General features: G+C 72.8%; 15 protein-coding genes. 8 read left to right on the forward strand and 7 right to left on the reverse strand.

All coding sequences use genetic code 11. The features are described 5' to 3' along the window. Positions 1–67: 67 nt before the first annotated feature. Positions 68–1687: a condensation domain-containing protein gene (locus AB0I54_RS40845; RefSeq protein ID WP_363301404.1), complete on the reverse strand. Its 1620-nt coding sequence runs from the start codon at positions 1685–1687 to the stop codon at positions 68–70. Between the two features lie 175 nt (positions 1688–1862). On the opposite strand from AB0I54_RS40845, the gene AB0I54_RS40850 reads away from it, so the two are divergent. Continuing rightward, the gene (locus tag AB0I54_RS40850) at positions 1863–2456 is read left to right on the forward strand and encodes a TetR/AcrR family transcriptional regulator (RefSeq protein ID WP_363301405.1); all 594 of its coding nucleotides are present in this window, start codon (positions 1863–1865) and stop codon (positions 2454–2456) included. 84 nt (positions 2457–2540) lie between these two features. On the opposite strand, the gene AB0I54_RS40855 is transcribed toward AB0I54_RS40850, so the two are convergent. Continuing rightward, positions 2541–2993: a DUF2871 domain-containing protein gene (locus AB0I54_RS40855; protein ID WP_363301406.1), complete on the reverse strand. Its 453-nt coding sequence runs from the start codon at positions 2991–2993 to the stop codon at positions 2541–2543. Positions 2994–3285: 292 nt separating this feature from the next. Between AB0I54_RS40855 and AB0I54_RS40860 the strand changes: the two genes are divergently transcribed. The 5 genes from AB0I54_RS40860 (at position 3286) to AB0I54_RS40880 (ending at position 7852) form a co-directional block, all read left to right on the forward strand. Continuing rightward, entirely contained in the window at positions 3286–4002 is a 717-nt protein-coding gene (locus AB0I54_RS40860) for a response regulator transcription factor (protein ID WP_363301407.1), read from the forward strand. Positions 4003–4261: 259 nt separating this feature from the next. Beyond that, positions 4262–5470 (forward strand): RNA-guided endonuclease TnpB family protein, encoded by a 1209-nt coding sequence (locus tag AB0I54_RS40865; protein WP_363301408.1) that lies wholly within the window; start codon positions 4262–4264, stop codon positions 5468–5470. 378 nt (positions 5471–5848) lie between these two features. Continuing rightward, the gene (locus AB0I54_RS40870; RefSeq protein ID WP_363301409.1) at positions 5849–7135 is read left to right on the forward strand and encodes a helix-turn-helix domain-containing protein; all 1287 of its coding nucleotides are present in this window, start codon (positions 5849–5851) and stop codon (positions 7133–7135) included. Beyond that, the gene (locus AB0I54_RS40875) at positions 7132–7368 is read left to right on the forward strand and encodes a hypothetical protein (protein WP_363301410.1); all 237 of its coding nucleotides are present in this window, start codon (positions 7132–7134) and stop codon (positions 7366–7368) included. Before AB0I54_RS40870 ends, AB0I54_RS40875 begins: the two co-directional genes overlap by 4 nt. Before the next feature lie 13 nt (positions 7369–7381). Further along, entirely contained in the window at positions 7382–7852 is a 471-nt protein-coding gene (locus AB0I54_RS40880) for a hypothetical protein (RefSeq protein WP_363301411.1), read from the forward strand. Positions 7853–7874: 22 nt separating this feature from the next. On the opposite strand, the gene AB0I54_RS40885 is transcribed toward AB0I54_RS40880, so the two are convergent. From AB0I54_RS40885 to AB0I54_RS40905, 5 genes are all read right to left on the reverse strand, one after another. Further along, positions 7875–8531, reverse strand: a complete 657-nt coding sequence (locus AB0I54_RS40885) for a hypothetical protein (RefSeq protein ID WP_363301412.1) — start codon at positions 8529–8531, stop codon at positions 7875–7877. Positions 8532–8624: 93 nt separating this feature from the next. Continuing rightward, complete coding sequence (locus tag AB0I54_RS40890; protein ID WP_363301413.1) at positions 8625–12683, reverse strand: AMP-binding protein; 4059 nt, start codon at positions 12681–12683, stop codon at positions 8625–8627. 494 nt (positions 12684–13177) lie between these two features. Beyond that, positions 13178–13828: a DUF4328 domain-containing protein gene (locus tag AB0I54_RS40895; protein ID WP_363301414.1), complete on the reverse strand. Its 651-nt coding sequence runs from the start codon at positions 13826–13828 to the stop codon at positions 13178–13180. A gap of 119 nt (positions 13829–13947) precedes the next feature. After that, positions 13948–16596, reverse strand: a complete 2649-nt coding sequence (locus AB0I54_RS40900) for an AAA family ATPase (protein WP_363301415.1) — start codon at positions 16594–16596, stop codon at positions 13948–13950. 195 nt (positions 16597–16791) lie between these two features. After that, positions 16792–17391: a hypothetical protein gene (locus AB0I54_RS40905; RefSeq protein WP_363301416.1), complete on the reverse strand. Its 600-nt coding sequence runs from the start codon at positions 17389–17391 to the stop codon at positions 16792–16794. A 498-nt stretch (positions 17392–17889) separates the two neighbouring features. On the opposite strand from AB0I54_RS40905, the gene AB0I54_RS40910 reads away from it, so the two are divergent. Together AB0I54_RS40910 and AB0I54_RS40915 are read left to right on the forward strand one after the other, a co-directional pair. Beyond that, on the forward strand, positions 17890–19161 hold the full coding sequence (locus AB0I54_RS40910) for an aminotransferase class V-fold PLP-dependent enzyme (RefSeq protein WP_363301417.1): 1272 nt from the start codon (positions 17890–17892) through the stop codon (positions 19159–19161). Between the two features lie 125 nt (positions 19162–19286). Further along, positions 19287–20611, forward strand: a 1325-nt coding sequence (locus AB0I54_RS40915; protein ID WP_363301418.1) for a 2-oxoacid:acceptor oxidoreductase family protein, incomplete at its 3' end; no start/stop codon positions are given.

Consider the following 20611-nt stretch of genomic DNA (forward strand, 5'->3'; position numbering starts at 1 on the left):
GAAGCGCCCCGCCGTACGACTGGAGACCGGCGGGGACCACGACAGGCCAGGGACCCGGCTGCGCCGGCTACCCCACCGCCGCCGCCCGCGCCCCCCTCACCGCCGTACGCGGCAGGAGGTCGTCGACCGGGGTCCAGGGGTGGGAGTGGGACAGGGCGCGGAGGGTGGTGCGGAGTTCCGCCGCGAGGCGGACGGCGTCGGAGCGGTGCAGTGCCGAGGTGGCGAAGTCCAGGGCCAGCAGCGGGCGTTCGCGCCAGCGCAGCACCGTCAGGGCCGCGTCGGCGGTGGCGCCGCCCAGGTGGCCGTGGTGGAAGCGGGCGGTCAGGCCGCCGGACCGCACGCTCGTGGGCAGCAGCTCGTCGTGGGCCGCGAACGTCACCCGGGTCGGTGCCGACGGCCGGGACGGGGCCTCGGGCAGCCCGAGTTCGCGCGTCAGCCAGGCGGCGTCGACCTCGGCGTAGGCGAGGGCCTCGCTGAAGGCACAGGCCAGGCCCCGCAGGAAGTAGTCGGTCGTGGGCTCCACCTCGCAGCGCACCGGCAAGGTCGCCGTGCAGGGCGCCACGGTGCGCAACAGCGCGGCGGTGGGCCGGAGCGGCATCTCCGTGCCGACCAGCAGCCGGTCGACCCTGGCCCGCCGGCCCAGGGTCAGCACCCATGCGGCCAGTACGACGGTGCTGTGCGGCACACCAGCCCGCCGGGCGGTCGCGTCCACCGCGTCGCGCAGGTCCTCGTCGATCCCGAACGACAGCCGTTCACCACGGAAGTCGAAGGCGTCCGGAAGACGTCCCACGGTCGTCGGTGTCGCCTCCGGCGGTACGTCGCGCAGTTGTCCGGCGCGCTCGGCCGTCAGGGCCCGCAGCGCGCCCGAGCGGCGCAGTGACTCCGCGCGCCGGGCCACCGGGTCCGGGCCGGGCGCGACCGTACGGGCCGGTGGGCGGCCGGCGGAAGTGCGGCCGTAGTCGTCGAGCAGTTCCTGCCAGACCAGCGCCGCGGACCAGGCGTCGGCCACGGCCTCGTGGTGGAGGAAGGACAGCAGACGGCGGCCGGACCCGAGCGGGGTCAGGACGAATGCCAGCGGGGGCCGGCCCGGACGGCCCGCCAGGTTCTGTACGTCCGCCGCGAGCCGCGTGTGTACGGCGGTCACCGCGTCCTGCCCCGGGCGGGATGGCACCCGCTCCAGCGTGACCAGCGGTATCGGGCAGTCGGCGAGCACCCGGCGCACCGGACCCGTGGCGGACGGCGTGAACACGGTCCGCAGTCCCTCGTGCCGGGCGCCGAGCGCGTCCAGCGCCGTACGCAGCGCGGCCGGTTTGAGCGGTCCGGAAAGTTCCGCGCTCAGCACGCGGTACGCCGCGTGCGCCGGCCGGCCCGGAGTGAGTGCCGTGCGCTGCTGCGGCAGCACCGGACCCTGCCACGGTCCCGGTCGCCGCTCGGGGGAGACGGCCGCTGCCGGCACCGCCAGGGCCAGCACCTCGGCGAGCGGGGCGGGGCCCAGCAGGAGCGCCAGGTCCAGCGAGAAGCGCAGCTGTTCTTCGGCGCGCGCCTGCAGTCGCATCGCCTGCTCAAGGGTGCCGCCCAGCGTGATGAAGGGGGAGCCGGCGGCTTCGGCCGGCAGGGTGCGCGGGTCGTGGCCCATCACGTCGGCGGCCAGGTCGAGCAGCGCCTCCAGGGAAGTCCGCATCGGCATCGGATGGCCCTCTCTGTTGGCCCTCTCTGTGGCGGTCTTGCCGCGATCGTGCCGACCGCACCTCGAAGGCCGCTTGAGCATCCGTGCAGAAAGCCCGCCGAACGCACGGAACTTGCCAAAAGCAGGGACCCTATCATCGCTAGCTAGATTTTCGCCGAAATGCTAACGTGGGGTCATGACCCCCCGAGAGCGCCGCCTTCGCGAGCAGGCCCAACGGCACCGGCTCATCCTTGCCACGGCTCGCGAGATGGCCGAGGCGGAGGGCTGGGACAACGTCACCACACGGCGCCTCGCGGACCGTATCGAATACAGCCAGCCCGTGCTCTACCAGCACTTCAAGAACAAGGACGCCATCATCCACGCGGTGGCGCAAGAAGGGCTCGCCGAACTGGCCGCGGCACTGCGCGCCGCCCGCCTCGGCGTGGCCGACCCTCACGGGGCGCTGCGCGCGGTCGCCCGCGCCTACGCCGACTTCGCCGCCCGTGGGCCGGTCCTCTACCAGGCCATGCTGGTGCTGGAGGCGGGCGCCGCACCCCCGGGCGGCGAACCGACCCCGCAGCCGCTGCTGGAGGTCCTGGGCGAGATCGAGGAGGCGGTCCGGCCCCTCGCCGGCGACCGCGACCCCCGCGTCCTGGCGGAGGTCGTCTGGAGTGCCTGGCACGGTCTGGCCACGCTCACCCACGGCGGCCGGCTCGGCGCGGAGGCCACGCCCGAGCGGCTGGCCGTCCTGGCCGAGGTGCTGACCGGGCCCGCCGCGCAGCTCGCCTGAACTCGGCGGGGGAGCAGGTCCGTTCGGCTCAGAGGATCAGAGGCTCAAAGGCTCAAAGGCTCAAAGGCTCAAAGGCTCAAAGGCTCAGACCGAGGTCTTGGCCGGCTCGGGCTCCTCGGACGGCGGCTTGGCCACCGACTCGTTCAGCCGCTTGCCCAGCAGCACGAACAGCAGGATCAGTCCGACGGTGAGCAGGATGTGCCCGAGCCCCGCGATCAGCGGCACGGCCTCGGGAACGTGGTCGCCGAGCACCGTCAGGCACCCGTGGACGCCCATCATGGTCACGGTCACGGCGATGCCCGCGTTGTAGAACCAGAAGAACGACGTGAACAGCCGCGTCCCGGACAGCTGGAACTGCTTGTCCAGGGCCAGCACGATCAGGAAGCCGAGCATGCCCAGAGCCAGCAGGTGGGTGTGCATCACGGCCAGCTGGGTGTCCCCCGTGAAGTCGTTGGCCTTGGTGAATTCCCGGTAGAACAGCCCGGAAATCACTCCCACGATCATGTAGACGTGTGCTGCGTAGTACGACTTCCGCATCGCGGCGCTCGCTCCTTGGGTCGTAAAGGCGTGCCGACTGCCGTTATTCAAGCACCCGGTGACTGCCCATCGGCCGATCACCCGAACCAACTCCAGCACCCGTCATCCGATTCTCGATCGGTCCTGTAGCGGTCCCGTGGACCGGCGAACGCGTTCAGCAGGCCGAATGCAGACGTGATCGGCAGGCCGGACGCGAGACGTGATCGGAGCAGGATCGGAACCCACTTGAGCGCGCGGGACCTACCCCTGTGACGCGTCTACCGTGACGCATGCCCAGGGGGAGGAGGCAGCCATGGACGAACGGCACGCCACTCTGCACGTCCTGCCCCCGCTCGGGGAGCCCGCCCCGCTTCCGCAGTCCCCGGAACTCCCGGAACCGGCCCCCGCTCCCGCCGTCGCGGCGGCACGCCCGGTACGGGTGCACATCGTGGGCGCCGACCCGCTGGCCCGCACCGGTATCCGCGCACTGCTGGAGGGACACCCCGGCATCACCGTCACCGGCGAGAGCGCGCCCGGACCCCAGCTGGGCCTCACGCTGCACTCACTGCGCCCGCATGTCCTCGTCGTACACGGCCCGTTGAGCGTCGAACAGCGGGCCCGGCTCGCGCAGGACGCGCCGGACGGTCTGCCGGTCCTCGTCGTCGGCGGCGAGGACGAGGACCGCGGCCCGGTGCACGGACACCTGCCCGGCACGACGACGTCGCGGCAGCTCGCCGCCGCGGTCGTGCTGGCCGCGGCCGGCTACACCCTGGTCCCCGCGGAGGGGGGCCGCTCACGCCCCCGCGCCCGCGTGTCCAGCATCAGCCCCGAGGAGCTGACCCAGCGCGAGTGCGAGGTGCTCGAACTGCTGGCCCGCGGACTGTCCAACGGCGAGATAGCCCGGTCGCTCACCCTCTCCGAGCACACGGTCAAGACCCATGTGCAGAACATGCTGCACAAGTTGGGGCTGCCCAACCGTGTGCACGCGGCCATCTACGCCTTCGAGACCGGGGTAAGACGCCCGGTCTGACCGTACGGCTCCTCCCGGACCCTCCTGCCCGTGTGCGCGTTGCCACCGTCCAGCGCGGGCCACCCGATGTCGCCGTCACGCGCAACCGCAGGCTTCATCGGGGCTCTCCTTCGTGGATACCCCGGCCTTCAGGCTGGGGAAGAAACGAAGCTCCTGCGGAGCAGGGCAGGGAAAGCCGGTTCGCCGCCGGGGTGGACCGGCGTCCTCCTTCCACTGCCCGACCCCCGTTGCTCACATGGGAGCTGATAGAATGTGAGGCATGACGCAGACGGTGAAGCGGGCTTTCAGGTACCGCTTCTATCCCACGGGCGGGCAGGCGGCTGAGCTGTCGCGCACGTTCGGCTGCGTCCGTCTCGTGTACAACAAGGCGCTGGAGGAACGCACGCGGGCCTGGTACGGCGAGCAGCGCCGTATCTCCTACGTGCAGTCGTCGGCCGCGCTGACCAAGTGGAAGAAGACGGAGGAACTCGCCTTCCTGACGGAGGTGTCCTCCGTTCCGCTCCAGCAGGCGCTGCGCCATCTTCAGACGGCGTTCGGGAACTTCTTCGCCAAGCGGTCCCAGTACCCCCGGTACAAGAGCCGGAAGAAGTCCCGGGCATCGGCGGAGTACACCCGCAGCGCCTTCACGTGGCGCGGCGGCCGGCTGACCCTGGCGAAGATGGCGGAGCCGCTGGACATCCGCTGGTCGCGTCCGCTGCCGCAGGGCGTCGAGCCCACGACGGTCACCGTGTCCCGCGACGCGGCCGGCCGCTGGTTCGTGTCCCTGCTCTGCGAAGACACCCTCGCCCCGGCCCCCGCCACCGACGCGGCGGTCGGCATCGATGCCGGGATCACGTCGCTGGTGACCCTGTCCACCGGGGAGAAGATCGCCAACCCGCAGCATGAACGGCGTGACCGCGCCCGCCTGGCCAAGGCGCAGCGGGAGCTGTCGCGGAAGGCGAAGGGCTCGAACAACCGGGAGAAGGCCCGCAAGCGTGTCGCCCGGGTCCACGCGCGGATCACTGACCGGCGCCGCGACTTCCTGCACAAGCTGTCGACTCGTCTCGTCCGTGAGAACCAAACGGTCGTGATCGAGGACCTCACCGTCCGCAACCTGCTGAAGAACGGCAAGCTCGCGCGCGCCATCTCGGACGCGGCCTGGACGGAACTCCGCTCCATGCTGGAGTACAAATGCGCCTGGTACGGGCGCGAACTCGTCGTGATCGACAGCTTCTTCCCCAGCTCGAAGCTGTGTGGAGCCTGCGGTACGGTCCGCGGGAGACTGCTGCTGAACGTCCGTGAGTGGACGTGCGCGTGCGGTGCCGTGCATGACCGTGATGTGAACGCGGCACGCAACATCCTGGCCGCCGGGCTGGCGGCGTCTGCCTGTGGAGACGGTGTAAGACCTCAACGGGAGCCTTCCCGGGCGGGGCGGTCGTCGGTGAAGCAGGAACCCCAGCGGGCAACCACTGGAATCCCCCGCCTTTAGGGCGGGGGAGGAAGTCAAGACCCACTCCTGGACGACGAGGACGACAGGGCGGCCGGGGTGGCCGGGGGCGAGGCTGCCGGGGCGGCCGGGACGACGGGGGCGGTGGTGGCACGTCCCGGGCACGAAGGACCAGGACACGGCCGTGCTGCTCGACATCCTGCCCGGACCAGTTCGAGAGTCGCCGGAGAGATGGAAGAGACCCGCAAGAGGTCCGGAAGAGAGCCGCGCGAGACGGGCGCGAGAAACGCAAGAGACGCAGGGCACGGGCCCTGGCAAGGGTTTGCCCAGCTGTTGCCAGGCCCCCTACCGTTGACGGTCCCGCCTTGCCCCATCCGTCCGCGGCGCCGTCGTCCGCGTGTCCACCGAGGGAATGGTCACATGCTTCGACAGCCCGCGTTCGGCCGCCGTCTGAGGAAGCTGCGCATGGCTCAGGGACTGTCCCAGACCGCGCTCGCGGGCGACGGCATGTCCACGGGCTATCTCTCACGGCTGGAGTCGGGCGCCCGCCAGCCCACCGAGCGTGCCGTCGCCTACCTCGCCGAACGACTCGGCCTGGAACCGGCCGACTTCGAGGAGCCCGCGGGCGGCTCCCTGGCGCACGCGCTGACCCTCGCCGCCTCCACCGGAGCCGGCGACGCCCTGGAGACCCTGCGCGAGGCCCTGGCCGCCGAGGGCCACGAGACACCCGTGCTGCGCTGGCAGGCGCTGTGGCAACTGGCCCAGCAGCGGCGGGTGCAGGGCGACCACGAGGGGGAGCGGGAGTACCTGGAGGACCTGGTCCGGCTCGGCGACGAGGTGGGGCTCGCCGAGCTGCGGGTGCGCGGACTGACCCGGCTCGCCCGCTGTCTGCGCTCCCTGGGCGAGATCCCCGCAGCCCTCGACGCCTGCATCACCGCCCACCACCTCGCCCGGGACTCCGACCTGGGCGTGGAGGACCGCTCCGCCGTCCTGCTCGCCCTGGTTTCCGTGGAGGCCGAGGCCGGCCGCATGCCGGACGCCCGGGCGCACGCCGACGAACTGACCGCGCTGGTCGAGGGCCGCTCGGACACGCTCTGGGCGGAGGCGATGTGGACCACGGCCGCCGTCCGCGTCCGGCAGGGCGACTACCCGGCCGCGCAGGCCTATCTGGAGCAAGCCCTGGAGCGGTTCAGCAGCACCGACGACCTGGTGCTGTGGCTACGGCTCAGGCTCGCCGCCGGCCGGCTGCACCTGCAGAAGGTCCCCGCCGACCCCGAGGCCGCCCAGCGCTGCGTCACGGCCGCCGAGTCCGCGCTCGCCTTCGTCGGCACGCCCGGCCTGCGCCAGGAGCTGACCGCGCTCAAGGCCGACCTCGCGTTCCTGACCGCGCGGTACGACGACGCCCGCGTCCTGCTCGGCGAACTCGCCCTGGAGGAGCCGCGGATGACCTACCGGGACCGGGTACGGCTCGACATCCTGCGGCACCAGCTGCGCATCCTGTCCGGCGACGAGGGCGGCGTCCAGGGGCTGCGGGCGCTGGCCGAACAGGCGCAGGCCGACGCCAACATCGACCTCGCCGCCGAGATCTGGCGCATCCTCGCCGAGGCCCTGGCTCAGTCCCAGGTCCAGCGAGGCTCGACTCCGTCTGCAGCGTCCGGGGCCACGCTCGGGGGCCCGGTACCCACGCAGACGGAGGGACGCCCATGAGCCACTCCCGTACGGCAGCGGGCATCGCGGTGGCGGCACCGGCCACCGCTGTCGTCGCGGGCGGCGCCGAGACCGCGGCCGCCGACCAGACCGCGGGCCTGCGCATCACGACCCGGGAGCAGCTGGCGCACAGCCTGCGACAGGCGGTGGCCCTGGAGCGCGCGGGCAGCGACGCACCGCTGTTCCCCAGGGGCAGGGGAGTGGGGATCAACCCCAACGAGCCCGCGTGCTGAGGGGACGACGAGCGTGACCGGCGACGCCGACGGGACGCGGACCGCATGGTGCCCGAGCGGTGCCGCGTACGCCCCCGAGTCGGTGGTCCTCGGCGTGCGCGCCGGCACCGACGGCCGGGTGAACTACCTGTCCGAACCGGTGCCCGCCGCCGAGGTCCTGCCCCTGGTCCCACCGGACATCGAACCGCGCCGCGTCCTGCGCTTCGCCTCGCACTGCGTCGCCGAGTGCGTCAACCGGCGCGGCACCGACTGCACGCTCATCGAACGCGTCGTGACCGCCTACCCCGCCGCGGACTTCGGCCCGGTCCCGCAGTGCCATCTGCGGGCCGACTGCAAGTGGTGGGCCCAGGCGGGTGTCTCGGCCTGCCGCCGCTGCCCGGCCATCGCCACCCGCCACCACACCGACGAGGAACTGGCCACCCTGGTCGCCGACCCGGCCACCACACCGGCCCGGATCAACGCGGAGACCGCACGCGGCGAGTGACCCCCGGTGGCGCGGCAGCGGTTCAGCCGACGCGGGTGCGGGGCAGGTCGCGGACCACTTCGACTTGCCTGAGCCGGTGGTCGGTGCCGTTGAACCCGGCGTGGACGGAGCGTCGGCCGTGTACCGCGTCGCGGTTGTCGACGAAGCAGACCGCGCCGGTGGGGACGACGACTTCGGTGAGGCCGGCGTCGGGGTGGGCATCCCGGTGGTCTTCCAGGATTGGCACCCGGACCTCGTCGTGCAGCGCCAACAGGCCCACCCAGTCGGCCCGGCCGGGCTGATGGGCCGCCCGGGCGGTGATGTCACCGAGCAGCGCCGCGTACAGCACGAGCAGGGTGTCGTACACCTGGCTCGCGTCGGTGTACGCCCCGCTCCCGTGGCTCGGGGTGGTGCCGAGGGCCGCCCGGTCGACGACGTTGCCGAGGATCACCGTCACCCGCGTGGCCGCGTCGCGGCGCGCGGAGTTGAGGTGTCGGCGCACCGTCAGCGGCAGTTCGTGCGCGATGACGGGGGCCTCGTCGAGGAACCCCGGGTCGTCCGCCGCCTTGTACACCTCCACGCAGGACGCGGCCAGCGCGTACGCGGACCGTGCGTCGCGCAGTGTGAGGTCGAGGACGCGGTGCCGCCGGTTGGCGGAGGCAGCCGGGGTGAACGTCGGGGCCAGGGTCGTGGCGGTCATCGTGTCCTCCGGGACGGGGAGGTGCGGGGACTGGGACTTGGGCGGACCGGCCGGCGTCCGCACAGTGGCGTCGGCCGGTCCGCCCCGGTGTTTCTAGAACGGGTCGTTGAGGCGCTCGTTGATGTGGTCGAGGCACAGTTCGTACAGGTCCTCGGGGTGCGACTCGTACCAGCCCTCCGGCGCGGGGGCCGCCGCCGGCCACAGCGCCTGGTGGCCGGCGGCGTCGGCGAGGACGACGAACGTGGCGAAGTCGTCCGCGAAGGGGTCGTCCTGCGCCGTGTGGTCCAGCACGCGGAGCATGCCGTCGGCCGACAGACGTGCCGCGCGTCCGGTGCGCCACATACGGGCGGTCGTGCCGTCGGGCCCGCCGAACGGGTCCGGCAGGAACCGCTCGCCGGTCGTCGCGGGGTCCCCCACATAGCCCTGGGCCACACCCGCGCCCGCGATGTAGAGGGCACCGGTCTCGCCGGGGGCCACCGGCCGCAGCCGGGCGTCGAGGACGTAGGCGCGGTAGCCGGGGGCGGGGCGGGGCGGCCCGCCGGGCAGCTGCTCGACGACGAACCGGCCCTCGGCCCAGCCGCCGCTCACGGACAGTTCGGCCCCTTCGGACCAGGCCAGCGCGACCAGCGCGGTCAGCGCGTCGTCGGCGCCGCCCAGCACCACCCGGGCGCCCTCCCGCCGCAGCCAGCCCAGCACCTCGTGCGGTACCGCGTGGGCGAGTGAGCCGTCCGGCAGGTGCACCAGGGCGCCGGAGGCCAGCGCGCCGAGCAGGCCCAGGGCGATGTCCCCGTCCGGGTAGCCGCGCACCAGCCAGGCGGCGTCCGCCGGTTCGGCCACGGTAGCCGCGGCGATCGTCTCGGCGCCGATCACCACGGTGCCGTCCTCGCCGGGCACCAGCAGCACCGCGTCGTCCGCCCGCAGCGGCCGCGTCCGGTCGGCGTCGGTCACCGGCCAGCGCCCGGTGGCCGGCAGCCGGTCGGCGGCGTCGTCACGCACCAGCCGGGCCGCGCCCGGTACGACGGGCAGCACCAGGTCGGCCGTCTCGTCCAGCAGCAGCACCACCGGCCTGACCGACTCGTCCACGTCCAGTGCGGGGTCGACCGGCAGCAGCGCGGCACCCGTCTTGGCGACGGCGAGCGCCGCCACCGCGAACCCGGCGGGCGAGGACAGCGCGGTCAGCACCGAGGTGCCCGGGCCCGCGTCGTGCGCGATCAGGGCGTGCGCCAACAGGTCGGTACGGGCGTCGAGTTCGGCGTAGCTCATGCCGGCCAGGGCGATGGCCTCGGGGGCCCGGGCCACCTGCGCGGCGAACAGCTCGGCCACGCTCCCGGCCGGGAGCACGGCGCTCTCGCCCGCCCACACCCCGCCCTCCGCCGAGCCGGGCTCCAGCCGCAGCCGGCTCAGCGCGGCCGACGGGTCGTCGAGGGCGGCTTCCAGTACGGCGGTGAGCTGCCCGGTGAGCGAGGCGGCGGCCGCCTCGCCGACCGTCTCGTGCCGGTAGGCGGTCAGCAGGGTGATACCGGCCGGCGCGCCGGCGGGCGTCTGCCGCTCGGTCAGCGTCAGGCCCAGGTCGGCGGCGGGGAGCGGGAGTTCGGCCTCGTCCGGCCGGACGGTGAGCCCGGCCGCCTCGAACGTGCCGACGGACTCCTGCAGCACGGTCAGCGCGACTCCGCCGGGCAGCGCGGCCAGCGCCGCGTCGGGGTCCCGGTAGGCGGCGAGGTCCCGCTCGCGGACCCGGCGCAGCAGTTCGCCGAACGTCGGGTCGCCCGAGGTGTCCACCGACAGCGCCAGGACCCGCCCGTAGGGGCCCACCGCACCGCGCAGCGCCGCGCTGTCCCGGGCCGGGACCGGTGCCGCCACGGTGATCTCGGCGGGCGCGCCGAGCCGGGCCAGCAGGGCGGTGAGCGCGGTGTGCACCACCATGAACAGGGTGCTGCCGTGCTCGGCCGCGAACCGGGTGAGCCGCTCGTGCAGTTCGTCGCCGAGTACGACCTCGATGGTGCCGTAGGAGGCGGCGCCGGCCCGCGGCACGCTGCCCGGCAGCGGGGTGGGCTCCAGGTCGCCGAAGATCGCGCGGGGCGCCGCGTCGAGCCCGGCCGGGGAGCGGTGCGGGGTGGCGCCGGTGACGCGGGCCGCATACGCCTGGGCGAGTTCGGCGGCCAGCGGCAGCTGCGACCACAGGTCGACGGAGGCGGCGGGCAGGGCGAGGTCCAGCAGGTGGTCGTCGGGGCCCAGGGAACGCAAACGGGTACCGGCCGCCCCCAGCAGCGAGTTGCGCAGCGCCTCGTGCCGCTGCCCCAGGTCCTCCAGGGCCTCTTCCAGGGCCCGCTGGTCGAGGCGGCCGCGCAGCCGCAGCGGCAGCACCGCGCTGTCCGCGCCCGCCTCGGCCGGACCGGTGGCGGCGGCGGGGGCGTCGCCGAGCAGCGCGGCGAAGGCGGCCGGTGTCGGTGCGTCGTACAGCGCCCGGCCGCCCGGGTCGGCGTCCAGCGTCTCGCGGGCCCGGGCCAGCAGCCGGTCCGCCGCCTGCGCGTCGCCGCCGATCCGGAAGAAGTCGGAGTCGGCGTGCACCTCGCGGCGCGGCAGCCCGGTCACTTCGGCGAACAGGTCACGGACGATCTCCTGGATCGGGGTGCCCGGCTGGGCGCCGGAGCGGTCCGTGGTGAGCGCGGGGGCGGGCAGCGCCGTACGGTCGACCGTGCCGTCGGCGTTCAGCGGCAGCGCGTCCAGGGTCGTGAGCGCCGACGGTACGACGTGCTCCGGCAGCCGCTCGCGCAGATGGCCGCGCAGGACGGCCTCCAGGTCCACGGTGCCGTCGAGGGCGGCCGGCACGTTGGCACACTCCTCGACGACGGCCGCCGGTGCCACGTACACGCCGGTCAGCGGACCCGCGGGGACCAGGTCGGGGTCGACGAAGACGATGTCGAGCAGTTCGGCACCCTCCGCGGACCAGGTCGGCAGGGCCCGGTAGCCCAGGTGCTCGCCTGCCGCGCACAGCGCCTCCGGGTCGGGGGCGGGCGCGTCCTGGGGGGCCAGGTCGACGCTCTCCAGCGGGTTGTCCAGGGACTGCATCGCGCAGTACTCGTCGTGCACCCGGCGGTTGGGGATCCCGGCCAGCCGCAGCACGGCGGGACGGTGGGCGTTGAGACGGTCCTCGGCGTCGTGGACGGAGGAGACCTCGCGGCCCCAGTGGACGACGGGCGCGGCGGTGAGATCGGCGGCCGGCGCGGCGGTGGACAGGACGACGTCGTAGCGGTAGCGGGTCAGCTCGTTGTGGTGGCTGCCCCGCTTGACGCGTACGTCCACCGTGCGCACCGCGGGCAGTTCGCGGGCGAGGGCGGTGAACAGGGCGGGGGAGAGCAGGAGTTCGGTCTCGTCGGCCACCCGCCGGTCGACGGCCCGGCGCAGCGCCTCACGGCTGTCCCCGGCGGCGCCGGGCCGGGCCAGCTCCACACCGGTGTGCAGGCAGCGAGCGAGGTCGAGGCTGCGCAGATCACCCAGCAGGACGGAGCCGCCCGGGGCGAGCAGCGGCAGCACCCGCTCGATCACGGTGCGCAGGTGGGCCAGGCTGGGGAAGTACTGGACCACCGAGTTGACGACGATCGCGTCGAAGTGCCCGGCGGGCAGCCCGGTGGTGTCCTCGGCGTCCAGGCGGCGCATCCGCACCTTGTTCCGCAGGACCGGGTCGGCCTGCGTCCAGGCGGTGAGTGCGGCGACGGCGGTGGCGGAGAAGTCGGTACCCCAGTACTCCTCGACGTCCTCCTCACGGGCCAGCCGGTCCATCAGCAGCCCGCTGCCCACGCCGATCTCCAGGACCCGGCGCCGCGGCAGCTCCCGCACCCGCTCCAAGGTGGCCTCCTGCCACTCCCGCATGTCCTCCGGCGGGATCGGCAGCGCGTCGTAACTGCTGTTCCAGCCCCTGAAGTCACCCTCGGGCCCGGGCGTCCCGGATCCGGCGGCGTACAGGGCTTCGTGGATCTTCCGCCACCCGGCGATCTGCGCGTCCTCCGCGACGGCGGCGGCCACCGGAGCCGCGGGCACCACGTGCGCGACGAGCCGTTCGTCGCCGTCCTCCGTCCCGTGCACGGACACCGCTGCCGCGGACACGGCCGGGTGAGCGGTCAGTACGGACTCGATGAGGCTGGGGATGGACATCAGCACTCGCTCCTTACGACACGACAGCGCGTTCCGGCCTGGGTTCCGGCCCGAGTTCCGGCTTGGCAAAACCTTGCCAAGATGCTGGCAAGCAGCTCCTGAGGCTGGGTCTCGGAACGCTGGAGCGGTACTTGAGTCGCAGGTGGGGTGGGGTGGTTGGGGGCCAAGTGGAGGGGGCGGGGTTGCCAGGGAGACGGGGTGGCTGCGCCCCGCCGCGTCAGCTGCCGCCCGCGCCGAGTGCCAGCCCCGCCTCGACGGCCATGGCAGTGAAGGCGGTCGTATCACGGCCCCGCCGCTCGGTGTCCCCGCCAGGTCAGTTCCGCCGGCACCGCTACGAAGTAGACATCGCTGCGGTCCGTGCAGAACTCCGGAACCCGAGCGAACCCTGCGGATGCAGCCCCCTGACCAGACCGCGCACCGTCTCGTCCAGCACAGTCAGGATCGTGAATGTCGTCCGGCGCACTCCCGGTCCGTCAGCGGGAGCCTGTTCATGCTCAGACGTGCTGCGCGAGCGGTCCAGCGGGTGACCCTGCCTGGAGTGCGGCGCTCCGCAGTGCAGCCGTGATGCGCTGGATCACGTAGATCGCGAGGACGGCCGCTACGAGTTCGAGCGTCTCCGACACCACCAGGAGCGGCAGTGAGGTGCCCGCGCCGAGCTGGGCTACCGCCGTGATCACCGCGTGGCCGACCCACGCCGCCCACCAGGCGTTCACCAGCACGTCGTTGCGCCTCTTCGCCGTCTCCCCGTCCGTGTCCACGGCGCTGCTCGCGTGCCACACGTCGAGGACGAGCAGTCGCGGGGCCCACAGATTGACCACCGGTACGAACCAGGCGACGACGGCCCAGACGCCGGACCCGGCGGCGGCACCGGGGGAGAGCATCTGTGCGGTGCGCCGGCAGCGGCTGAACCACACCAGGAACAGCACGGTGGCCGCCGTCATCACATAGATGAACACCATCGACGTGAGTCCCGACCTGCTCAGCGACGCGTCGTCCGCGGGATGCAGGCGATGCTCCCTCAGAGCCGTCGCCCGGAACACGTCCGCGACGGCCGCGAGGGCTATCACGCCCTGTGTGAGGCGGGCGAGGAGCCATGGTGCCTTGGGGGCGGGGACGGAGACGGGGGCGGGAGCGGAACCGGTCATGTCGGGGAGACCTACTTTTCGCGGCAGGCATGCGCCGATGGACGCGGCGCAGCGAGAGGAGGTGTGTCAGATCGCCCGGATCATAGATCAGCCCGTATCGTCCAGACTCCGCAGCAGGATCAGGTGGTCACCGGCACTCCGTCCGCCAGCTCCGCAGGGAGCCCGTTGCGGCCTGGTACGCCCAGTTTGCGGTAGACGCGGGTCAGGTGCTGTTCGACCGTGCTCGCCGTGATGAACAGCCGCGCCGCGATCTGCCGGTTGGTCAGGCCCTGTGTCGCCAGCGCCGCCACCCGTCGTTCGGAGTCGGTCAGTTCCTCCGGTACGGCCGTACCGTGCATGACGGCGACACCGCCGGAGCCGGGCAGCAGCTCGTCGCGCAGCGCCAGCGCTCCCATCTGCTGGGCCAGGCTCCGCGCGGCACGCAGCGTGGCCGCCCCTTGCGACGGGTCGCCGTCCGCGTGCAGCGCGTGCCCGAGGTCGGCCAGCGCCCGCGCCGTCTCCAACCGGGCCCCGCCGCACCGCAGTTGCTCCACCGCCTGCCGCAGCAGCACGGTGCGCTGCCCGGGTTCGCCCGTCGCGGCCAGTATCCGCAGGCACTGACCCCGCACCCACGGCCGCTCGCCGTCCGGCAACGCCAGCTGCTCCTCAGCCAGTTCGCGCGCCTGCAGCACCTTGCCCAGCCGCAGCAGCGCCTGCGCCGCGTCCGTACGCCACGGCAGGCACGCCGCCCGATCCGCCCGCCACAGCTGCAACTGCCGACCGACCCTGCGGAAGTCGGCGAGCGCGGCCTGCGGCCGGCCCAGGTCCAGGTGGTGCAGCCCGCGGGCGCGCAGATACTGCAGGCCGTACAGGGTGTTCAGTACCCGCCGGGTGACGGGGTACCGAATGTGCCCGGCGGCCTCCTCGTACCGGCCCATCGCACCGCACGCCTCGACGAGCACCGCGACCGGCGCGTAACGGAAGGTCCCGCCGCCGCCCGCGGGCAGCGCATCGAGCGCCTCCGTCGCCCGCGTGTGGGCACCGCGTACGTCGCCCACCCGCAGCAACACCTCGGCGTGCAGCGTCTTGAAGACCGCCCGCCAGCCGGGCGCCCCGCTCGCCTCCGCCTCCTCCAGCAGCCGCCGGCTCGCCGGCACGGCACGCTCGGGACGGTCGGAGTACAGCAGCGTGCGCACCGCCAGGACCAGCGGAGCCAGGGTGGCGTCGGTCAGCCGCGCCCGCCCCACCGGCACCTCCGCGCGGCCTGCCACCGGCGCGTCGAAGGGATTTTCGCCGTGGGCGCCCGGCTCGCCCGGCTCGCCCGCCTCCCGCAGCAGCGCGGCCGACTCCGCGATCCGCCCCTGCGCGAGCAGCATTCCGGCCGACCGCGACCGGTGCTCCGCTCCCGCCGCGGACAGGGCCGAACGCGGCCCGGTGACCAACGCGGTCAGCCGCCGCTCGGCAGCCTCCGGATCGCGGCGCGCGGCGATCTGCGCGAGCCGCAGCGCCACGCCGGTCCGCGCGGCCTCGTCGGGGCAGATCCCGTGGGCCAGTTCGAGCAGGCGCTCGGCCTGGTCGGTGCGGTGCTCCCCGGGGCGCTGGGCCAGCAGGCCCTCGGCGGTGTCCATGAGCGGGGTGAAGTCCTCGGGCCGTACGGGCACGCGCGCACCGTCCGCCCGCGGCGCGAGCAGATGGCCGGCCACCACGTCCGCCGGCGCCCCCGCTGCCGTCAGCACCAGCGCGGCCCGCCGGTGCAGTTCCGCGCGGGCACGCGGTGAGGTGTCCACAAGTACGGCGGCCGGGACGGCGGGGTGCCGGAAGCGCAGCCCGTTGACGAGTCCGTCGGCAAGCCCATCGGCGAGTCCGTCGGCGAGTCCGTCGAGGAGCCCGCAGGCGCGCAGCGCGGCCAGCGCGGGAGCGGAGTCGTCCTCGGGGCGCAGCATGCGCGTGACCAGCGGCTCGGTCGCCCGCTCCGCCAGGATCGCCACCGCCCGGCCGGCCGCCAGGGCACCCGGACCACTGCGCCGCAGACAGGCGGCGACGGCCGAGGCGAACGGCCCGTCCAGCGCCGGGTCCGGCGGCGGTGATGTGGACGCGGCGCGGTCCTCCTCCAACAGGGCGTGCAACAGAAGCGGGTTGCCACCGGTGATGCGGTGCAGCTCCGCGGCCGTACGGCCAGGACGGGTCGGCCCCGGCCACTCCCACGGGCGGGCCGCGGCAACCTCCGCGGTCTCCCGGGCCGACAGCAGACCGATCCGGATCCGGCGGAAGTGCGGCTGGCGCGTCAACTCGGGCGCGCACGAGGGCTCCTGGGCGGCATCGGCGTACGACGACACGGTGCCGACGACCAGCACGGGGGCCGGGCGGGCGTGCCGTACAAGATACCCGAGGTGGTGCAGCGACTGCGTGTCCGCGTGCTGTACGTCGTCCAGGCACAGCACCACCGGCCCGGCGAGGGCGAGATCGCACAGCTCCGCGCAGAACGTCCGCATCGCCTCCCGGGTCGGCTTCGCGTCCTCGGCGCCGGTGCGGGGGAGTGCGAACGGCGGGGCGCTGCCGACCAGTTGACGCAGCACACCGAGCGGCATCCGGCGTCCGGCCTCGGTGGCGGCCGCGGTGAGCACCAACGCCCCGGCGGCTACGGCCTGTTCGGCCACGGCGTGCAGAAGACGGCTCTTGCCACAGCCGGCGGCGCCCTCGATCAGTACCACCCGGGAACGCCCCACCGTACAGGTGGCGAGGACCGTCTCCAGAGCACCGGTCACCGATGCCCTGCCCGCCTGCGTCATGAGCCCGCCTTTCACTGGAACCTCGCTGGTCGGGGCAAGAATGCGATCAACACCTTTAAGGGGGGTGGAGCCGGGACGGAGATGGCACCCGCTCAACCGGCCCGGAAACGACCGAAGCCCCCGCGGCGGCACGATGGCCGGCGGGGGCTTCCCGGTGGATCGGTGGAGAGGTCTGCGTTGCTCGAGGGCGACGGTTCAGACGGCGGCGACGGTGGCGGCCTTGGGCCAGCCGATGTCGTCGGTGCCGGTGGTGGAGACGGTGGTCGCGGTCTTCGGCCAGCCGATGTCGTCCGTGTTGTTGGCGGTGGGCCACCCGATGCCGTCGGTGTTCTTGGCGGAGACGGTGGTGGCCTTGGGCCAGCCGATGTCGTCCGTGCCGGCGGCGGAGACGGTGACGGCCTTGGGCCAGCCGATGTCGTCCGTGCCGGCGGCGGAGACGGTGACGGCCTTGGGCCAGCCGATGTCGTCGGTGCCGGCGGCGGAGACGGTGACGGCCTTGGGCCAGCCGATGTCGTCGGTGCCGGCGGCGGAGACGGTGACGGCCTTCGGCCAGCCGATGTCGTCGGTGCCGGCGGCGGAGACGGTGACGGCCTTCGGCCAGCCGATGTCGTCCGTGCCAGTGGTGGAGACGGTGGTCGCGGTCTTCGGCCAGCCGATGGCGTCCGTGGTGGTCGCCGACTGCGTCGTGGTCGGCCAGCCGATGGCCTCCGCGGTGGCGGTGCCGACTCCGACGGCGGAGAACGCGGTGGCGGCGACAGCGGCGGCGGTGGCGGCGATCTTGGCGATGCGGTTCATGGCGGGCTCCTCTGTGTCAACTTCGGTCCGGCTGCTTGGCAACCTCTTGCCAAGAAGGTTGGCAAGGAAATCTCGTAAATCACTGGGGAATTGATCGAAATTGGCTCAAGAAGGGCGCCAGAAACGCCCCAGAGCCCTGGCCGGCACACCGAAATTGCCATATCGGACAACGTCTGACCTGCGCAGATATAAGGATTTGGCAGAACGAGAATCCCTCTGCCAGAACTTGGCAACTCCTAGGAAACCGAGCCGGACAGAATCGGGACAGAAGCCAGAAGGAAGACAGAAGGGAGTCAGATGGAAGTCGGAAGAGCCTGGCAAAGCCCCGCCACTAGAGCGCCGCCTGAGCCCACATTGCCAACTCGCCGTATCTATTGGCAATGTGTTGCCAAGCACGAGGCAAGACATTGCCTCATCGCACGGGGGGAGGCCCCGGAAGTGAATGCGACGTCACACGGCGACCGAATGGTCCATCTGAACTCGGCTGGCCTGGGCCGTATGCCCGCCGCCGTACGCGCGACCCTCACCGAGTGGACGCGCCACGACGACCGTTACGGCCCCTACGAGTTGGAGGAGCACCTCGACGACGTCGTCCTCGACGAGATCGACGAGCGCCTCGCCGCCCTGCTGGGTACCCCGGCCGGCGACACCACCCTGTTCACCGGCGCCGCGGACGCGTACGCCACCCTCCTCGGCCGCCTGCCGCTCGGCCCGGGCGACCGCATCTGGACGACTCCCTACGAGGGCGCCGCCAACCTCAGCACCCTGTACGCCCTGCGTGACCGCACCCGCTGCGCCCTGGACGTCGTACCGCTGCGCCCGGACGGCGACCTGGACCTGGAGTGGATGGCCACGCACATCGACGACGACGTCGCCCTCGTCTCGGTGACCTACGTCCCGGCCGGCTGCGGCATCGTCAACCCCGTGGAGGACGTGGGCCGCATCCTCGCCGCACACCGCTGCGTGTACGCCGTCGACGCGTCCTACGCGGTCGGCCAGTTCCCCGTGGACGCCCCCCGCATCGGCTGCGACCTGCTCACCGGCGACGGCTGGCGGTTCCTGCGCGGCCCGCAGTCGGTCGGCTTCGCCACTACGTCACCGGAGTTCAGGAAGCTCCTGGCACCGGCCGGTCTCGATCCGGTCGTACCGCCGCACGGTACTGCCGTCGTGGCGCTGAACACGGCCCTGGCCGAGCACACCGAGGCCCTGCCGGACGACGACCTGGTCGCCGGCCTGCGCGCCACCGTCGAGGAGGCCCCCGGCATGGAACTGATCGCCCCCGGGCGGATCCAGTCCGGCATCCTCACCTTCCGGCACGACGAACTGCCCGCCGCACTGGTGCGCCGGCAGCTCGCGGCCCGGGGCGTGGTCGTGTGGAAGACGGTCGCGCAGGAGACCCCGCTCTACCTGCCCGGCCTCGGCGTCACCACGGCCGTGCGCGCCTCCGTCCACCACGACAACTCACCGCAGGACATCACCCGGTTCGGCGAGGCCCTGCACGAGGTACTGAAGCTCGAACGGCCCAGCCACCAGGCACCCGTGTCCGTGCACGCACACCCCGCGCCGGTGCCCGAGCCCGTGTCCGGCTCCGCGCACAGCACCGTCACCGACCTGGCACAGTGGCGCGGCCGGCGAGGCGCGAAAAGCGGCACGGACACCGCCTCCGAGGCCGCACCCGAGACTGCCCCCGAGGCCGCCGCCGCAGGCCTGCGCAGGCCCCGCCAACAGCGCGACGGACGGCCGAACCTGACCCTGTACCGGACCCGGTGAACACGACGGACGCGGAGCATCACGCACGAGTGACCCACTGCCACGCACGAGTGCCCCTCTAATGCGCCTGATTAGCCTCTGGTCACGTGTACGACCCACAGGGACCGACAGGAGCCGACACGCGCATGTCCGTGGAAACCACTTCGCCTCCCGGAACGGCACCGTCCCCCGCCAAGGAAATCCAACGCCTCGATCGGGTGATCATCCGGTTCGCGGGGGACTCGGGTGACGGTATGCAGCTCACCGGTGACCGGTTCACGTCCGAGACGGCGTCCTTCGGCAATGACCTCTCCACACTCCCCAACTTCCCCGCCGAGATCCGTGCCCCGGCCGGCACGCTGCCGGGGGTCTCGTCGTTCCAGCTGCACTTCGCCGATCATGACATCCTGACCCCGGGGGATGCGCCGAACGTGCTGGTCGCGATGAACCCGGCGGCGTTGAAGGCGAACATCGGGGATCTGCCGCGGGGTGCGGAGATCATCGTGAACACGGACGAGTTCACCAAGCGGGCGATGCAGAAGGTCGGGTATGCGGCCAGTCCGCTGGAGGACGGTTCGCTGGACGGTTACAGCCTGCATCCGGTGCCGTTGACGACGCTGACGGTGGAAGCGCTCAAGGAGTTCGCGCTGTCGCGCAAGGAGGCCGAGCGCAGCAAGAACATGTTCGCGCTGGGTCTGCTGTCGTGGATGTATCACCGTCCGACGGAGGGCACGGAGAAGTTCCTGCGGGCGAAGTTCGCGAAGAAGCCGCAGATCGCCGAGGCGAACATTGCGGCGTTTCGGGCGGGCTGGAACTTCGGGGAGACGACGGAGGACTTCGCGGTCTCCTTCGAGGTGGCGCCGGCGGCGTCGGCGTTTGGGCCGGGCCTGTACCGGAACATCTCCGGGAACCTGGCGCTGGCCTACGGTCTGGTGGCCGCCTCCCGGCAGGCGGATCTGCCGCTGTTCCTGGGCTCGTATCCGATCACGCCGGCCTCGGACATCCTGCACGAGCTGTCGCGGCACAAGAACTTCGGGGTGCGCACGTTCCAGGCGGAGGACGAGATCGCCGGGATCGGTGCGGCGCTGGGCGCGGCGTTCGGCGGCTCCCTGGCCGTGACCACCACCTCGGGGCCGGGTGTGGCGCTGAAGTCGGAGACGATCGGGCTGGCCGTGTCGCTGGAGCTGCCGCTGCTGGTGATCGACATCCAGCGCGGCGGCCCGTCCACCGGTCTGCCGACGAAGACGGAGCAGGCGGATCTGCTGCAGGCGATGTACGGCCGCAACGGTGAGGCGCCGGTGCCGGTGATCGCGCCGAGGACGCCCGCGGACTGCTTCGACGCGGCTCTGGAGGCGGCCCGGATCGCGCTGGCGTACCGCACGCCGGTGATGCTGCTGTCCGACGGCTATCTGGCCAACGGCTCGGAGCCGTGGCGGATCCCGGAGCTGGAGGAGCTGCCGGATCTGAGTGT

This window comes from Streptomyces sp. NPDC050625, from assembly GCF_040654755.1.
Classification (GTDB): Bacteria; Actinomycetota; Actinomycetes; order Streptomycetales; family Streptomycetaceae; genus Streptomyces.